This window comes from SAR324 cluster bacterium, from assembly GCA_015232315.1.
GTDB lineage: Bacteria > SAR324 > SAR324 > SAR324 > NAC60-12 > JADFZZ01.
Genome location: JADFZZ010000019.1, coordinates 74,989 through 90,166, shown reverse-complemented (window position 1 = coordinate 90,166; position 15,178 = coordinate 74,989). Strand labels below are relative to the sequence as shown.

The window sequence follows — 15,178 nt, the reverse complement described above, 5'->3', positions numbered from 1 at the left end:
ATTCATGGGTTATGACAGGCAATATTGATTCAAGACACCAATAGTCCAACGTTAAGCGAAGCAGAAAACTCACGGACCGTATGACGGAGTGCGTTTTGGGCACTGATTTTCAATGGTTTTTCCTCTATCATTAAGAAAGCGATTGAATCAGATCAATTTCTTTTCTTAACCACTCATTAACCAATGTTTGTGTATCCACTTTCTTAGCTGTGGCACGTTCACCAATAAACATTGCTATATCTTGATCTAAATAAATCGGGAGATTCAACTGTGCTTCAGGATTATAAAACAGGCCTCGTTTCCCTTGGGAAAAATCATACTCCTTTTTCATATGCCCTCATAATATTGTTGCAATTCTCGCTTGGTCGCTTTGCGAGCGGATATAAGGCCGATGACACATGTGTTCTCATCTATCCGACGAAATGTATGTATTGCTACCAGAATCAATCCTTGTTGATCTTTACCAATGGTAATCCATCGTTCTTCTTCTAAACTGTGTTCTTCATCAGGAATAGACAGTGCTATCGGATCAAGAAAAATTTGAGATGCTCTTTCAAAATTGATCTTATGTTTTTGAAGATTCTTCTTTGCCTTGATTGAATGCCACTCAAAATTGTAAAACAACCGTCCTCCGTGAATGAGATATAAACTTCATCCATCTCTGATTTCATCATATTTTAAAAACGCTCATAAAATGTAAATTTTCTGCCACAACCCTCAAAAAAGGTGCACTTTTAGTCTGCCATAATCACTGCTCCACGGCAACCACTCTTACGATTTCATTCGCTTCCAGACCTTTGATTTGTGCATCTTTTTTAATGTCTTCGAGTTTGAGCATGGGTTATTGGGGTTGATGGTGGGATTTAAATTGTGTGTCAAACATCTCTCAAAAACGGTAAATATTTAATTTTACTGAGTTTAGATGTGGCGCTAAAGAAATCTTAGTCTGTAATGGTTTGAGACGTTCCTTGGTATTTTTTGAGCGTGCCTATGGGGTGCCTTACGTCTCAAGTTTCACATCAGGAAAACATATATTCAGCACTTGATCCACGGTTTCGACAAAATGAAACTGCATGCCATCTTTCAGGTAATCCTCCAGTTCATCCACATCCTTCTGGTTTTCTTCTGGAAAAATGATCTGTTGAACTTTAGCTCGCCGTGAAGCAATCAGTTTTTCCTTCACGCCGCCAATCGGCATCACCAGTCCACTCAGTGTCAGTTCTCCAGTCATGGCCAGTCTGCCCGTCAAGGGCGTGTCTGTCGCCAGGGAATAGATGGCGCAGGCCATGGTGATTCCCGCAGAGGGACCATCTTTGGGTGTGGACCCGGAGGGAACATGAATATGGATGTGTTTCTGTTCAAAAAAATCCTTGTATTTTTTATGTTTGCTCAACATACCCCGGACATAGGTATAGGCAATTTCTGAGGATTCCACCATGACACTTCCGAGTTGCCCCGTTTGTTTGAAGCCCGGGGTTTTTGAGTCTATCGCAGTGGATTCAATATGCAGGGTCGCGCCACCCATGCTGGTATAGGCCAGCCCCATGATCACACCAACTCTGTTTTTTCGAAAAACTTTTTCTTCATCAAATACTTTTCGGCCCAGAATTTCCGGCAAATCCCTGGAGGTGATTTCAACTTTGTCAACTTCAGTTTGCACGATAGTCCGGGCACTTTTACGCATGATTTTTTTGATCTGGTTTTCCAGATTCCGCACTCCGGCTTCCCGTGCATAGCCATCAATAATTTCCTTGATCACTGCTCGTGACAGGGAAATTCTGGATTTAATCAAACCATGATTTTCCAGTTGTTTGGGAATGAGATAGTTTTTGGCAATCTGAAGCTTTTCTTCCATAATGTATCCCGACAGACGGATCACCTCCATACGATCCAGCAGGGGTCTGGGAATAGTTTCCAGTTGATTTGCGGTGCAGATAAACAGGACCTTGGACAAATCAAAACGCACATCCATATAATGATCGAGATAGGCATGATTCTGTTCAGGATCCAGAACTTCCAGCAAGGCCGATGCGGGATCCCCCTGAAAACTGGCGCCGATTTTATCGACTTCATCCAGCATGATCACAGGGTTGGCTGTTTTGCAGGTTTTCAAGGCCTGGATGAGTTTTCCCGGCAAGGCCCCCACATAGGTTCTGCGGTGCCCCTTGATTTCTGCTTCATCACGCATACCGCCCAGGGAAAATCTGTAAAATTTCCGTCCCAGACTGCGGGCAATGGATTGTCCAACTGAGGTTTTACCTACACCGGGAGGTCCCACCAACAGAACAATGGAACCGGCGAGATCGCCCTTGATGATGCCGACTGAGATGAGTTCCAGAATCCGGTCTTTGACATCTTTCAGTCCGTAATGATCCTGATTCAGGATTTTTTCCGCTTTTTTAAGATCATAATTGTCTTTGGTATAAATGCCCCAGGGAAGAATGGTCAACCAATCCAGATAGGCCCGTGTTACATTGGATTCGGCTGATGAGGGTTCCAGAACTTTGAGTTTTTCCAGTTCTTCTTCAATGCGCTCCCGGGCTTCTTCGGTCAGAGTCAGGCTGTCCATGCGTTTGAGATATTTTTCAACTTCTGTTTCCGCGCCTTCCTTGGCGAGTCCCAGTTCTTTCTTGATTTCCTTGAGTTGTTCCTTCAGAAAAAATTCACGTTGCTGGGTCGATAACCGGTCTTCTATGCGTTTATTGATCTGAATCTGAAGTTTTGAGATCTCCAGTTCCTTATGCAGAAGCACCAGCACTTTTTCAACACGAGTGTGAATGTCACGTTCTTCCAGAATTCCCTGCAACTCCTCTCCGGACGCTGTGGTCATCGAAGCGGAAAAGTCAGCCAGAATCCCCGGACGGGCAAGATTGACCTCGCCCATGAGCAACGTCAACTCTTCCTTGAACAACGGATTCAACCGGATGAGTTCCCTGATAGAATTGATGATTGAAACAGAATAAGCTTTGAGTTCTTCATCGATTTCATTGGAAGAAGCATCTTCATACCAATAGCGAACTTTGGCCTTCCAGGGTTGTGTATCCGTCATGAATTTGACAACCTGAAACCGTTCCATCACATGCACAATCACCTGGAGCGGACCCTCTTTATCATGATGTCCAGATACCTGAAGAATCTTTGCGGCGACCCCCACTTTGTTCATATCTTTGGCCTTGGGTGGTCCTTCGTCAGCATTGTCCTGATTTTTAGCCAGAACAAACCCGACAAACAACGTGCTTGATTTGGCTTCCATCAACATTTTCATAAATTGACTGTCCTGAACCATGATCGGAACTGTCATTTTAGGAAACAAAGGTCGATCATGCAGAGGAATGACCTGAAGCACGGTGGGCAGTAGATCGCTGGTAATTACAACGGACTTGTCATCAGTAACCTTGGTGGTTTCCTCTAAATTAAAAATGGAATCTTCACCGGAATCCTGTTCATTAGAATCGCTGGTATTATCGGCCATAACCTTTCCTTGATGTTTGTTTAAAATTGAATATGAACAATCAGTATTTACACATTTATGCCAGTAAATGAAAAGCAGTAACTCAAATTATATTTATTTTTGTTTTGGTGGCTAAGCCATTGATTGAAAATCCCGGAATATTAATCATCTTTCAGACAATGCATAAAACAAAGATCCTGACAAAAAAAGTATTAATTTACCGCTGACTATTGTGATAATGTTCAGGATACGTTAAGGAATGGCAAAAGAATAACTTGTAAAAGTTTGCTCGTGCCCTACGTCCCGTGGGGCGCGTTATCCACCAGGCGAACGTAGAGACGGGTTTCAAATCCGTCTCTACTGGTTATTTTTTATGGCTCGTTACGAGTATATTTCTCAATTTCCGGGATTAAGCAACCATGCGGATAACACGGACACTACTTCTTATTTGGGCTACCGGACTGATCGGTTGTTTCATGATCTGGCAAGGGTCGGCTTATGCGCTGGATGTGCCTGACGCTGAAGAACTTCTGCGATATAATCCCATCCCGCAACGACTGGAAGAGGTTTCACAGGTGTCCAACCGTTCTCTGGAAGAAGTCATGGATATTACAAACCGGTATTACCGAAAAATCATGCGGGGAAAACGACAAAACCTTCCTGAAGTTCTTGAAGGCATCCATCACTTTCTGATTTCATACAATGCGATCAGTGCGGCCCGTTTTCGCCGGAAAGTGCTTAAACTGGATTCCCAGAGAGATGTTGCGGAACTCAATGATTACATCATGCAAAGTGTCTGGTACAAACGTTTTCTGATTCCTGTGGCCACCCAACCGCTGTATGGCTATTCCCATGATCAACCTGTCAGGATTACACTTGCTGCGCATACGGGCTCTCATTTTTTTCAAATTCCTTACCCAACCATGATGTGTCTGTTGTTCCAGGAATCAAAATTTGATTTCAACGTCAGAAGCTATACTGGAGCCCTGGGTTTGGGGCAAATCACCAGTATCGCACTCGAACAGATTAAAAAATTAAGGGAAAATCCTGACATTGAAAAACGGATGCAGGCCGCGGCGATACATCTCAGAAACATTTATCTGGACCCTATGGTGAACCAGATTCTGAAAGATATGGGAACCGCTGTGACTCTTGGGGATCTGGGCGAATTTCCGGTGGAAGTGATTCCTCTAAAACCTGATATTTCATCATTCATCACTGAAGTTCAACAGGAAATTGTGGCTGAGGGCATCAGTTTCGGTAGCAATGAGGAATTGATGACCACGCTGGTACAACGAATTTTACGGGGTGATGTTCTTTCGGGAAAACATGCGGTAATTCACTCTGCTGTCTCAAAAATCGCGGAACAGCGCTATGGAAAATCTTATGGCAGTGTTCTCAATCTGGAAACAAATATCTTAACAACGTCACTGCTATTGCGCTATTATCTGAATTATCCCTGGCGCCTTGAGGGGAAAAGGATTTATTTCAGACCCTCTGTACGGGCCATCGTTGCGGTTGCCGCGTATAATCAGGGAGAAGGCACTGTCATGAACTGGCTGGGAGAAATCAAAAATAACTTTCCGGATTTTGACTTTGAAACGGCTGAACTCAAGGATTTTCAGCCGCTGTTCACTAAATCCGGACTCGAGAAAGTGCTGAACAATTCCACAACCCGGGCTCGTGAAGCATTTTCACATATATGGAATATTACCGCCTGCACGGAAGGTATTCCTGAAATTCAATATCCCTGATGTTGGCCTCTCAAATTTATCAAAAAAACAAGTGGATTTGGTATGCATTAAATTGTATTCTTATGCATAAGAAGTAACTAATGAGAACGATCTCACATCTTGTGCATATGGAGACAAAATGAGAACTACTTTAGATTTACCGGAAAACCTGATTCAAGAAGCCATGAATGCAACTCATATCAAAACGAAAACGCAGGTGATCACCTTTGCTTTGGAGGAAGTAATTCGCAAATCAAGAATTGCTGATTTAAAAAATTTTAAAGGACATCTTGATCTGGAGATAGACCTAGATTTGATCAGAGGGCGCTAATGTCAATTCTGATAGATACCTCTGTCTGGATAGATTATTTCCGAAGTGGCATACGATCCAGTAATTTAGACGTTTTAATCGATGAAAATCTGATAGTAACCAATGATATAATTTTGGTGGAACTAATTCCATTTCTGAAAGTAAAGAGACAATTTAAGGTTATCGATTTACTTAACAATATCTCAAAGTTATCATTAAATATTGATTGGAATGAGATCATTCGATTTCAGGTAATTTGCTTGCAGTCAGGTTTGAATGGTATTGGAATTCCCGATCTGATTTTAGCACAAAATATCATGCAAAATCATTGTAGTATTTACTCCTTTGATAAACATTTTGTGTGGTTAAAAGAAGCTCTTGATATAGAACTTTATGAAACTCTATAGCCACGGCCAACAAGGCGGTGCCGTGGATTTCCGAGGTGCGGCCTTTGCCAAAGATTTCAATAGTTTTTCAGTTTTTATCTTTTCCAACGGTCTGTGTCACCCCGTCAACCACTGACCTTTGCGTTATGTGTTATTCCAACGCTGTTTCACAGCAAATCATTTCACTTTTCTGAAGGAGGTTTTATGTCACGTCAGATTCATGCGGATTCTGAAGGCATTTTGTTGAATATATTGAAAGAAATCCTGAAGTACTCCGACGACCGCAAGGAAGTTCAAAATCTGATCAGACTTCGTGATATTGTGTTTGCCACGTCATCCTATAAACCGCTACTGGGCGCGTATTACAGTGATTCGGCCTATTTAAGGGATGAATTGTTCAAACACCCCAGAAAAATGGAAATTGCCAGATTGATTGAACAGGAGTTTGTTCCGAAAATCATGAAACTGATCGATGCCCTGCAACATGAAACCGGCGGCAAGCAATATGGAATTGATATTCCTGCGCATATCAACGAAATTGTCATTTTATTCACTGAACTGAACACCTATCTGGGCAAAGCGTTAGCCTGACTTTTTTGTAGGACTTGTGATCGAAAAGACTGACATGGAACGGACATCCCTTAAAAAGCAGAAGGATTTGCTGGAACACTGCGTGAAGCGGATTCATTCAAGACCGCACTTCAAGCAACTGGATGAAACGGTGCTTGAAAACATCCTGCGTGAAGGCGATTATCTGATCATCAAGCCCAATGAACATTTATTGTATGAAGGTGAAAATAAACATCAGGAAATTTATGTTCTGATTGAAGGCTCACTTCTGGTGATGTCTCAGGGACATTTAATCATGCGACTGGATGATTATGGGGACATTATCGGCGAACTGAGTGTGCTCCAACCCTCTGTGCGTTATGCGGATGTGATCACGGAAAGTATCACTCATCTTGTATCTTTCCCGGTCAATGCGCTGCAACTTCCCTCGAATGCGAGTCATGCGCCCATCATTTATGCCATGCTGGCTTATGAACTGGCCCATAAACTGCGTGTCACCACGGCTCAATCCCTGTTGAGAAAAAGTGACAGGGTGTTAACCGGTGATCTGGTCAAGGTCGCGGTGATTGATGAAAACACCACAGACCGGTTGCTCATTCGTGGAATCATTGAAGCCAACTGGCCTGAATCCATCGTGCTGGAATATGCGAATCCCATGGAATTCATTGAGAATCCACTGGCTCATCATCTGGGACTTGTGGTGATGGATCTGCTGTTCACTCATCCATTTGAATCGGATGACCATGCCATTCAGGAAGCCTTCAAAGCCATGAAACTCCAGGGTGCACCCATTCTGATTGTGAGCGACTATTGCAATGATGTGATTCGGCGTGAAGCACTCATCAAACTTGGCGCCGATGAACTGGAGAAAAAACCCTATTCCGTCTTTGATCTCAGACACACCATCACCAAATTGAAAATCTGGTTTTACAAACATCGGGAACTGGACCGGATTGAGCATGACGCTGAAACAGATCAATTGACTGGCTTAGCCAATCGTCGACGTCTCAATGAATTTCTGGAGGCTCTGGTGACGTTATCTCCCGATCCCATTGCCCAATTTTCACTGATCATGGCCGATGTCGATAATTTCAAACATTACAATGATACTCATGGACATCCGATGGGCGATATTGTTCTTTCACGGGTCGCCAGCCTGCTTGAACAGAACGTGCGACGGGGGGATCTTGCGGCCCGCTTTGGCGGTGAGGAATTTGTGATGGTTCTTCCCAATTGCGGACTGAATCCTGCCCGAAAAGTCGCGGAAAAATTAAGAAGATCCATTGAACTGGAAGAATTTCCTTTTCAGGATCAGCAACCAACCGGCAATTTAACCGCAACTTTTGGAGTTGCGTCATTTCCTCCAGCAACCACTGTTGAAGAACTGCTCAAAGAAGCTGACGCATGTCTGTATGAGGGAAAAAACAAGGGCAGAAACATCGTCATCGTATCAAAGGCCACTTCAACGAAACTCCCCGCAAAAGTTTGATCTGAGTTTAAAGGGTCTATGGATGAAACTGAATTATCTCAACCAGAGCAACAACCGCAATCCGCTACACAACCCTTAACGCCCGCTGAAGCTTCCCCAAGCGCTCTCACTGATCTGGAAACACTGAAACAGGAACAGGAGCGGATCATTCATGCGATCCGTCTGAAAACCCGGGAATGGTTGTCAAAAAAACGTACAGAAGAAAATCTTCAGTGCGAAAATCTACGACACGACGAACTCAGGCAAAATGAAGGACGCAGGCTTGAATGGTATGACCAACTCCTCCAGTTATGGGAAGAGGAAGACAAACGGTTAGTGGAAATTCCATTGATGGCACAATCGTGGGCAACCCATGAGCAAACGGCCCGCACGCAACAGCGTCAAAATTTTGAAAAACAAATGAAACTGATGTTTGCGTCAGAAGACCGGGCTGCCAAACTGAAGCGTATTGACGACTATCAGGTTAAATACAGAGAATGGCAGGCTCTCGATGCACAACTTCAGAATACCGACCAGGAAATGGATCACCTCTGGAAAACCTTGTGGGAACAACTCGATCAACGGGAACAGTCCACAAACGCAAACGTTGAGGCACTTAAGCAGGAATTCAGTAAAAAAACTGAGAACATGGACCTGGAAGCAGAGACCCTGAAACATGGACTTCTTCAGCAGATTGAAGGACTCGAGCATCAACAGTTGTTACAACAAAATCAGATCGCGCAACTTGAACAGGATTTGGAAGCCTCCAGAAACTGGCAAAAAAGTCTGTCATCACTCGGAAATCTCGATGGCACCGCAGATATGACCGTGTTTGACCCCGGTTTGATCACAAACTGGAGTATCGTCAATCAGGTAATCGCCGCATATTTTTCCGGCAAGTGGAACAGGATGATTCATTCCATGAAACTGGATCAGTGGCAACACCGTTGGCAAAAGTTCCGGAAATGGATGGAGATAGAACTGGATCGTGAGAAAGAAATCCTGCATGAATTGTTCCGCCATTTCTCCTACAAAACTTGGGAGGTTGGAACAAAAAGTTCGTCCCAACTGGATTCCTATCGAAAAAAAATTGGAATCGCGCTGACTCAAGACGAACAGCATGAACAATGGACTCAAGAACAGAAACGAATCAATGAGGAACGCAAGCAACGGGCTGATTCCAAAACTCAAGATATCATCGAACCCGTGGTTCAGGATTACTATTCTGAAGAAGATATCCAACGCACGCTGGCAGGCTATCATGCGGATCAGCAGAAAAAAACACAATCGGTGGTTTCAATAGCAATCTGGCTGACAAAATGGCTGGTGTTGATTGGTTCAGCAGGATTTGTTTATCGAGAATCCGACATTACCGAGCTGTCGGTGCTGTTCAGCATGATGTCTCAATGGGGTGCAAAGGAAATCATTTCATGGTTTGTCTTGTATGGCATTGGTCTGGCAATGTTCACGAAAGCATCTTTCCGGAAATGAAAAATTCTGAGCTGTGCAGGTACTTTTTTAGCCACGAAGTACACGAAGAACACAAAGTAAAAAAGGGAATATGTACCGGAAATCTTGAAAATCAGGGTTTCACGGAGGTCTTTATTTATATAAAAAAACCTTTTTAGTAAGCGTTCAGTCGTCAGCTATCAGTTTTCAGGAATTCTCAAGGCCTGGAAGCCAAACGATATTTTCTGCTATTGAGTCATAATGCTTCTGAAGCGCATAAACACTGAAAGCTGAATACTGAAAGCTGAACGCTTACCCTTTTTATTCGTGTTCTTAGCGGCTCATTTTCAAACCACCTGCACAGGTGGCAAACTTTTACAACTTATCTGATATGTGTATTTCCGGTGATTGCCTCAATCCCGTCGATCATTGCTGATACAATATTACGTTTTTTTCAGGGTAGTTATGTTTTTGAATATAGAACAAGTGGTGAGACTTCTGGATGTTTCAGATAGTATTGTGCGCCGGTGGATCAGGGATGGAACCATTCCCAGTATTAATCGTCATGGGTCCTATGTGTTTGATCGTGCCACACTGGAAGCCTGGGCACATTCCAAGCATCTCAAGCTTCATCTGGAAAATCTGCAACCCAAACCTGTTGTCGCGGGCGATGAGAAAACCGATGTGATCCGGGCTCTGCAAAAAGGAAAATCATGGTATGACATTTCCGGGAACAATCCCGCGTTGCTCTATGAGCAGATTGGCTCATTGCTACAACCCTCGATCAGAGGCGGCAACCTGACAGCTCAACTAAAAAAACGGGAAGAACTTTCTTCCACAGGGATTGGCCGAGGTGTCGCTATTCCCCATCCACAAAATCCAAGGGAATTAGGCATCGTGGAATCCATGATTCATGTGTTTTATCCTGCGCAAACAGTTAATTTTAACAGTGTTGACGGTCTTCCTGTGTTTGTTTTGTTTGTGGTGTTAAGTTCCTCCATTGAAGCGCATTTGATACTGTTGGCACAATTGGCGCAAATTCTCAGAAATAATCAAATGACAGATCTATTAGAGAAACATCCGGAACATGAAAAACTTATTACGGAATTCGAAAAAAATATTCATTGAGCATTTTCTCAATAGTGAAACGGACAAACATGCCCGTTCCCTGTCTCGTTTTACCCAGGTTTCAGCGCTGGAGGCCGGCCTGATGATGGTTTTTGCGCTGGTGCTCGGACTGGTCTCAGGAGCACTGTCTGTCGCGCTCAACTACAGTGTCCATCTGGTCAGTTCCTGGTCTGAATCCGTATCCCAGACTTCCTGGGGGGTTTTATTACCGGCAGTGGGTGCCGGAGTCGCCGTGTTCCTGATCCGCCATGTTCTTCGGGATCAATCTGGACATGGTGTGCCTGATGTGATCAAGAGCGTCACGCTTGGTTCAAAATTTTTACCACGAAGAATGTTGGCTTCACGTTTTCTGGGAAGCCTGTTGACTGTTGGAACTGGTGGGTCCGCCGGATTGGAAGGTCCGATTGTGTGTGTGGGTGGTTCAGCCGGAGTGGTGCTGGGTCAACTCCTCAAAATGAACGAACGCCATAAAAAACTGCTGATCAGTTACGGGGTTGCCGGTGCGATTGCCGGAGTGTTCAATGCTCCCTTGACCGGAATGATCTTCACCCTGGAAGTCATCCTGAGGGAATGGTCGTATCTCACCATTCTTCCAACCATCATTGCCGCGGTATCAGCCACAGAATTGAGCCGCGTGATCATGGGAAACAAAATCCCGTTTTACCATGAGATTTCCACATTTTCGATCAACTCACTGATTGCCTGTGTGGTACTGGGGGTTGTCACTGGAGTCATGTCAGCGATCTTTATGCGCATGCTGTCCTTCTGGCATGAAATCTTTCAGAAAATTTCCCGTCATTCCTGGATCCAGGCCATCGTTGGCGGACTCATGGTTGGAGGCCTGGGCTTTTTCATGCCTGAGGTGCTCGCAGAGGGGTATCCCATGATTCAGCAATTTCTGGTGATGTCCGTGTCTCCTGAATTGAGTGTGATCCTGTTATTTCTGGTCATGAAGATGTTAGCCTGCTGTTTCACCCTGAGCAGTGGTGGCGTTGGTGGCACTTTTGCTCCCAGCCTTGTTTTGGGCAGTGGAATCGGCTATGCGTTCGGGATCGCTATGTATTATCTGCCCATCACCGATCAGGCCGGGGTCGAAGCGTTTTCTCTGGTGGGAATGGCCGGCATGGTCAGTGGTGTGATGCACAGTCCTCTTACAGGAATTTTTCTGGTCATGGAATCAACTCGTGGCTATTCGCTGGTGCTTCCGCTGATGCTCACTGCCAGCAGTTCCATGCTGGTGAGTTATGCCCTGGGTATTGGCTCGATTTACACCAGGGAGTTGATTGCGCGGGGGGATCTGGTCCGTAAAGGTTCTGACGCGTATCTGCTCCATTCCATGAATATGCATGAAATTCTGGACAAGGACTGTATCTCGATTGATGAAGGACTTCTGTTAGGCGAATTTATTGAAATTTTCAAAAAAGCACACCGGAACTATTTTCCTGTCATGCAGACCAACTCAACGGCCTGTATCGGCGTTGTGTTTCTGGATGATATTCGGTCCTACCTGTTCAATCAGAATCTGTATGATCTGGTGACAATGGGCAGTGTCATGCGTAAACTCCCTCAAATTGAAGCGGATTTATCCATCAATGAGGCCCTGGAAAAATTTGAGGAATCCCATTCGTGGTCTCTGCCTGTCGTTGACCGGGATGGCGTATTTCTGGGGATGCTCTCCAAATCCACCCTGTTCAATCATTACCGCCGCGAGCTTCAACTCCAGAATGACTGAGCGGATTTTCCCATCGCCACAAAATCCGCACAACACTTATCTCGGCAGAACCTGTTGGCGTTCCTGCTGAGTATTGATGTTGGTCAACTGATCCAGCATGGACTCTGGAACATCCACTCGCTGTACCGCCGCGCCATTCAGGCATTGACTGAGAGACAGCCGGTTCCTTAACAAGTGTTGTTCCATGGCAAAACGAATACGGGGTTCATAAATGGCCATCAATGGTTCCATTTGTTGAGAGGGATTGACCAGAACCGTTGCCAGTTTCAAGGGATTGCGATTCAGAATGAGAAACTCCACCAGTTCCATATCCAGTTTTGCCAGATCACAGGCCAGCACTAGCCAAGCGGAATTCGGGGCATACGAAAACAAACTCACTAATCCACCCATCGGCCCTTTTTCAACAAACTGATCCGCCACACAGGTCCCCGTCAGTTCAAACAGGGGCTGTGCGTTAGAATACACAACCAGTTCGAGGCCGGGTGTTTCTGACAACAGATGAAACAAAAATTGGGCATGGGGGCCTTTGCCGTGATCCATCAAGGCTTTATTTTCACCCATCCTGCTCGATTTCCCACCTACAAATACCGCTCCGTTGAGATTGGTTTTATGGAGACAATACCAATGCCAACGTCTCAAAAGATATTCGCCTATCTGCTCAATATCATCCCGACAGAACGCTATCTGGATTTCGGTGGTTTCATTGATGACATCCGCAGTCTGTTGTGTGTCTGTCAGATATGCCCAAACCAACGCCGGGTCTTCAGGAATCAACCGCCAGTGGAGTTCATCCGGCACACCGGACGTAGCATGAACCATTACAATTTTTGGAAAGTTGCTTTTTGAGTATCCTTCCAGCAGAATCAGATCTGTTCCGGCATTGCTTTGAAGCCAAATTTCATCTATAGTCCCCCGGCCATGAAAACTCCATTGGCTGTCTGAAAAAATACTGGAAAAAACCGCTCCAGCCTCAAATTGTCGTGCCGTGTCTTTGCCCTGTGTGTCAAAGTTGTGGATGTGTCCCGAATGTTTGAGATAGGCGGGTGCATATCCCTGAGCTTTGAACCATGGGATCAGTTTTTCAATAAAAACAGTTTTGCCGGAACCTGAAAATCCGACAATGTTCATCACAGGATCTGTCAAGTCTTGAATCATGCCATACTCCTCAAAGAGAACTTTATGAAAATTACACTGGTTGGTTTTGCGATGTTCAGAGAAATTTTTCCTGAAAACCCGTTCATTTACACTGTGGAAGAGGGACTCACCGCCAAGGGGTTGATGCGGAAACTCGCCCATGATTTTCCGGAGGCCTCAGGACTTCTTCCCTATACCAGGTTGGCGCACCATGAAGACTATGTCCACAAGGATTCTATTCTTCAACCAGATCAGGAATATTGTCTGATTCCTCCGGTCAGCGGTGGCTGAAAGGTGATATTTCTGGCCTGAACCTTCAAAATATGCAAATGGTATCCATTCCTGAGGTGTGTAAACTTCTGTCTGGCGGGTTGTGTCCGGCCTCTGTGTTTTTAAATGCGTAGCAAAAGAGTCTTGTGCTAAGGCCTTAGTTTCGTTACAGAACACGTAAATACTTTCGATGAAACATTTGGATAGGGATAGTCTATGTTATTAAAAATCATGCAGTTGTGTTCGTTTCGGAAAATAATTCCGGGATTATTTGCGTTGATGCTTCTTTTGCCTCAAGCAATTCAGGCCAGAGGCTCTGGCGACGAATTGATTGACAAGGCCAATAAAACCACCCGATTGATGGCCGCGGCTTACAGCAATGATCAGGCTTCCATCAAAAAATTTATCCGTCAGGGCGCTGATCTTAATTTGCAGGACAAGGATGGTTGGACGGCTCTGATGTATGCCGCTCAGGAAGGACACGTTGAGTCCGCCTCCTTGCTGATCAAGGCCAGGGCTAATACAGAAATTAAAACCCAAAATGGTGTCAACGCCTTGATGATTGCCAAAAGCCAGAAACACCAGGCCGTGGTGGATCTGCTCACGCCTAAGGATGTTCCCTCCACGGCAATCGTGAGCAGGATTGATGATCCTGTCAACCCACAGGGAACCACTAAACTGATGCTTGCCGCTTATAAAAATGATCTTCAGGAACTGAAAAGTCTGATTGAGCAAGGTGCAAATATCAATGCTCTGGACAAGGATGGCTGGACCGCTCTGATGTTCGCGACACAGGAAAAACACGAAGAGGCGGTCAAAATTCTCGTGGATGCCAAAGCCGATCGAGAGATAAAAACCAAAGATGGCTACACCGCGATGGCGATCGCCAAAAGCATCGGAAATGATAAAATTATTGAAATATTGAGTTCTGTACCCGAAGCTGAACAACCAGAACCCGAAGCCGCGGCATCGTCCCCTTCTGCCTATCCCGAAGAGGAGGAAAGCAGTTGGGTTGGGAATGTCCGTGTCGTGTTTGGAACAAAAACCCTGAATAATGAATATGCCATCTCAGGCCTGAAAGCGCTGGACTCGCAACAGGAATTGGGATTCCAACTGGATTTTGGACAAAAAACCTGGCCGGTGCGTGTTGCCCTCGAATATCTGACGGCCAGCGCCGGTGTCAGTGCGACTTTTTTGACGATGGAACAACGTATTTTTCTGACCACCAATGAAATCAATCTTGGCGTGCATAAGGTGTTTGATACTTTTACCAACATGCATATGTATGTTGGCGGAGGCGCCTCCATGGCCGAAGGCAAACTGGAAGTGAGCGGTGATCAGGTGATTGATATGAGCAACGCCTCAGGTACCGGCACAGGATACTGGCTCGATGGTGGAGCCTACTGGATTATTGGATCAGACCGGGCCTTCAATCTGGGACTCCAGTTCAAACTGTCCTCAGCAACGGCCGCGATAGGCAGTGATGCGGAAACAGCCGTGGGCGGGATACACTTTCTGATCACAACGGGTTGGCTGTTTTAAACCAT

General features: G+C 45.1%; 14 protein-coding genes. 10 read left to right on the top strand and 4 right to left on the bottom strand.

Going from position 1 to position 15,178, the window contains the following annotated elements:
- Window positions 1-130: 130 nt before the first annotated feature.
- From HQM11_13335 to lon, 3 genes are all read right to left on the bottom strand, one after another.
- Window positions 131-331 carry a hypothetical protein gene (locus HQM11_13335; GenBank protein ID MBF0352010.1) on the bottom strand — a complete coding sequence of 67 codons (201 nt, stop codon included), beginning with the start codon at window positions 329-331 and terminating at the stop codon, window positions 131-133.
- The gene (locus tag HQM11_13330; GenBank protein MBF0352009.1) at window positions 328-624 is read right to left on the bottom strand and encodes a BrnT family toxin; all 297 of its coding nucleotides are present in this window, start codon (window positions 622-624) and stop codon (window positions 328-330) included. The genes HQM11_13335 and HQM11_13330 overlap by 4 nt, the downstream gene beginning before the upstream one ends.
- A gap of 376 nt (window positions 625-1,000) precedes the next feature.
- Window positions 1,001-3,472 carry an endopeptidase La gene (gene lon, locus HQM11_13325; GenBank protein MBF0352008.1) on the bottom strand — a complete coding sequence of 824 codons (2,472 nt, stop codon included), beginning with the start codon at window positions 3,470-3,472 and terminating at the stop codon, window positions 1,001-1,003.
- A gap of 398 nt (window positions 3,473-3,870) precedes the next feature.
- On the opposite strand from lon, the gene HQM11_13320 reads away from it, so the two are divergent.
- The 8 genes from HQM11_13320 to HQM11_13285 all read left to right on the top strand — a co-directional run bounded on the left by HQM11_13320 (window position 3,871) and on the right by HQM11_13285 (window position 12,227).
- Complete coding sequence (locus HQM11_13320) at window positions 3,871-5,205, top strand: hypothetical protein (protein MBF0352007.1); 1,335 nt, start codon at window positions 3,871-3,873, stop codon at window positions 5,203-5,205.
- Between the two features lie 118 nt (window positions 5,206-5,323).
- On the top strand, window positions 5,324-5,515 hold the full coding sequence (locus HQM11_13315; protein MBF0352006.1) for a type II toxin-antitoxin system VapB family antitoxin: 192 nt from the start codon (window positions 5,324-5,326) through the stop codon (window positions 5,513-5,515).
- A complete protein-coding gene (locus HQM11_13310) occupies window positions 5,515-5,901 on the top strand; it encodes a PIN domain-containing protein (GenBank protein ID MBF0352005.1) in 387 nt (128 codons plus the stop codon). Before HQM11_13315 ends, HQM11_13310 begins: the two co-directional genes overlap by 1 nt.
- Before the next feature lie 183 nt (window positions 5,902-6,084).
- A complete protein-coding gene (locus tag HQM11_13305; protein ID MBF0352004.1) occupies window positions 6,085-6,471 on the top strand; it encodes a hypothetical protein in 387 nt (128 codons plus the stop codon).
- Window positions 6,472-6,505: 34 nt separating this feature from the next.
- A complete protein-coding gene (locus HQM11_13300) occupies window positions 6,506-7,939 on the top strand; it encodes a diguanylate cyclase (GenBank protein ID MBF0352003.1) in 1,434 nt (477 codons plus the stop codon).
- A gap of 18 nt (window positions 7,940-7,957) precedes the next feature.
- On the top strand, window positions 7,958-9,409 hold the full coding sequence (locus tag HQM11_13295) for a hypothetical protein (GenBank protein MBF0352002.1): 1,452 nt from the start codon (window positions 7,958-7,960) through the stop codon (window positions 9,407-9,409).
- Between the two features lie 423 nt (window positions 9,410-9,832).
- Complete coding sequence (locus tag HQM11_13290) at window positions 9,833-10,495, top strand: PTS sugar transporter subunit IIA (protein ID MBF0352001.1); 663 nt, start codon at window positions 9,833-9,835, stop codon at window positions 10,493-10,495.
- Complete coding sequence (locus HQM11_13285; GenBank protein ID MBF0352000.1) at window positions 10,455-12,227, top strand: chloride channel protein; 1,773 nt, start codon at window positions 10,455-10,457, stop codon at window positions 12,225-12,227. Before HQM11_13290 ends, HQM11_13285 begins: the two co-directional genes overlap by 41 nt.
- 36 nt (window positions 12,228-12,263) lie before the next feature.
- Here HQM11_13285 and mobB read toward each other — a convergent pair whose 3' ends face one another.
- Window positions 12,264-13,382: a molybdopterin-guanine dinucleotide biosynthesis protein B gene (gene mobB / locus HQM11_13280; GenBank protein ID MBF0351999.1), complete on the bottom strand. Its 1,119-nt coding sequence runs from the start codon at window positions 13,380-13,382 to the stop codon at window positions 12,264-12,266.
- A 51-nt stretch (window positions 13,383-13,433) separates the two neighbouring features.
- On the opposite strand from mobB, the gene HQM11_13275 reads away from it, so the two are divergent.
- A complete protein-coding gene (locus tag HQM11_13275) occupies window positions 13,434-13,652 on the top strand; it encodes a MoaD/ThiS family protein (protein ID MBF0351998.1) in 219 nt (72 codons plus the stop codon).
- A gap of 195 nt (window positions 13,653-13,847) precedes the next feature.
- On the top strand, window positions 13,848-15,173 hold the full coding sequence (locus HQM11_13270; protein MBF0351997.1) for an ankyrin repeat domain-containing protein: 1,326 nt from the start codon (window positions 13,848-13,850) through the stop codon (window positions 15,171-15,173).
- The last annotated feature ends 5 nt before the right edge of the window (window positions 15,174-15,178 follow it).

Bases quoted from the DNA above. Each gene is read 5' to 3' on its own strand.
- HQM11_13335 (MBF0352010.1), bottom strand. From the start codon at position 331: ATGAAAAAGGAGTATGATTTTTCCCAAGGGAAACGAGGCCTGTTTTAT.
- lon (MBF0352008.1), bottom strand. From the start codon at position 3,472: ATGGCCGATAATACCAGCGATTCTAATGAACAGGATTCCGGTGAAGAT.
- HQM11_13320 (MBF0352007.1), top strand. From the start codon at position 3,871: ATGCGGATAACACGGACACTACTTCTTATTTGGGCTACCGGACTGATC.
- HQM11_13315 (MBF0352006.1), top strand. From the start codon at position 5,324: ATGAGAACTACTTTAGATTTACCGGAAAACCTGATTCAAGAAGCCATG.
- HQM11_13310 (MBF0352005.1), top strand. From the start codon at position 5,515: ATGTCAATTCTGATAGATACCTCTGTCTGGATAGATTATTTCCGAAGT.
- HQM11_13305 (MBF0352004.1), top strand. From the start codon at position 6,085: ATGTCACGTCAGATTCATGCGGATTCTGAAGGCATTTTGTTGAATATA.
- HQM11_13300 (MBF0352003.1), top strand. From the start codon at position 6,506: ATGGAACGGACATCCCTTAAAAAGCAGAAGGATTTGCTGGAACACTGC.
- HQM11_13295 (MBF0352002.1), top strand. From the start codon at position 7,958: ATGGATGAAACTGAATTATCTCAACCAGAGCAACAACCGCAATCCGCT.
- HQM11_13290 (MBF0352001.1), top strand. From the start codon at position 9,833: ATGTTTTTGAATATAGAACAAGTGGTGAGACTTCTGGATGTTTCAGAT.
- HQM11_13285 (MBF0352000.1), top strand. From the start codon at position 10,455: ATGAAAAACTTATTACGGAATTCGAAAAAAATATTCATTGAGCATTTT.
- mobB (MBF0351999.1), bottom strand. From the start codon at position 13,382: ATGATTCAAGACTTGACAGATCCTGTGATGAACATTGTCGGATTTTCA.
- HQM11_13275 (MBF0351998.1), top strand. From the start codon at position 13,434: ATGTTCAGAGAAATTTTTCCTGAAAACCCGTTCATTTACACTGTGGAA.
- HQM11_13270 (MBF0351997.1), top strand. From the start codon at position 13,848: ATGTTATTAAAAATCATGCAGTTGTGTTCGTTTCGGAAAATAATTCCG.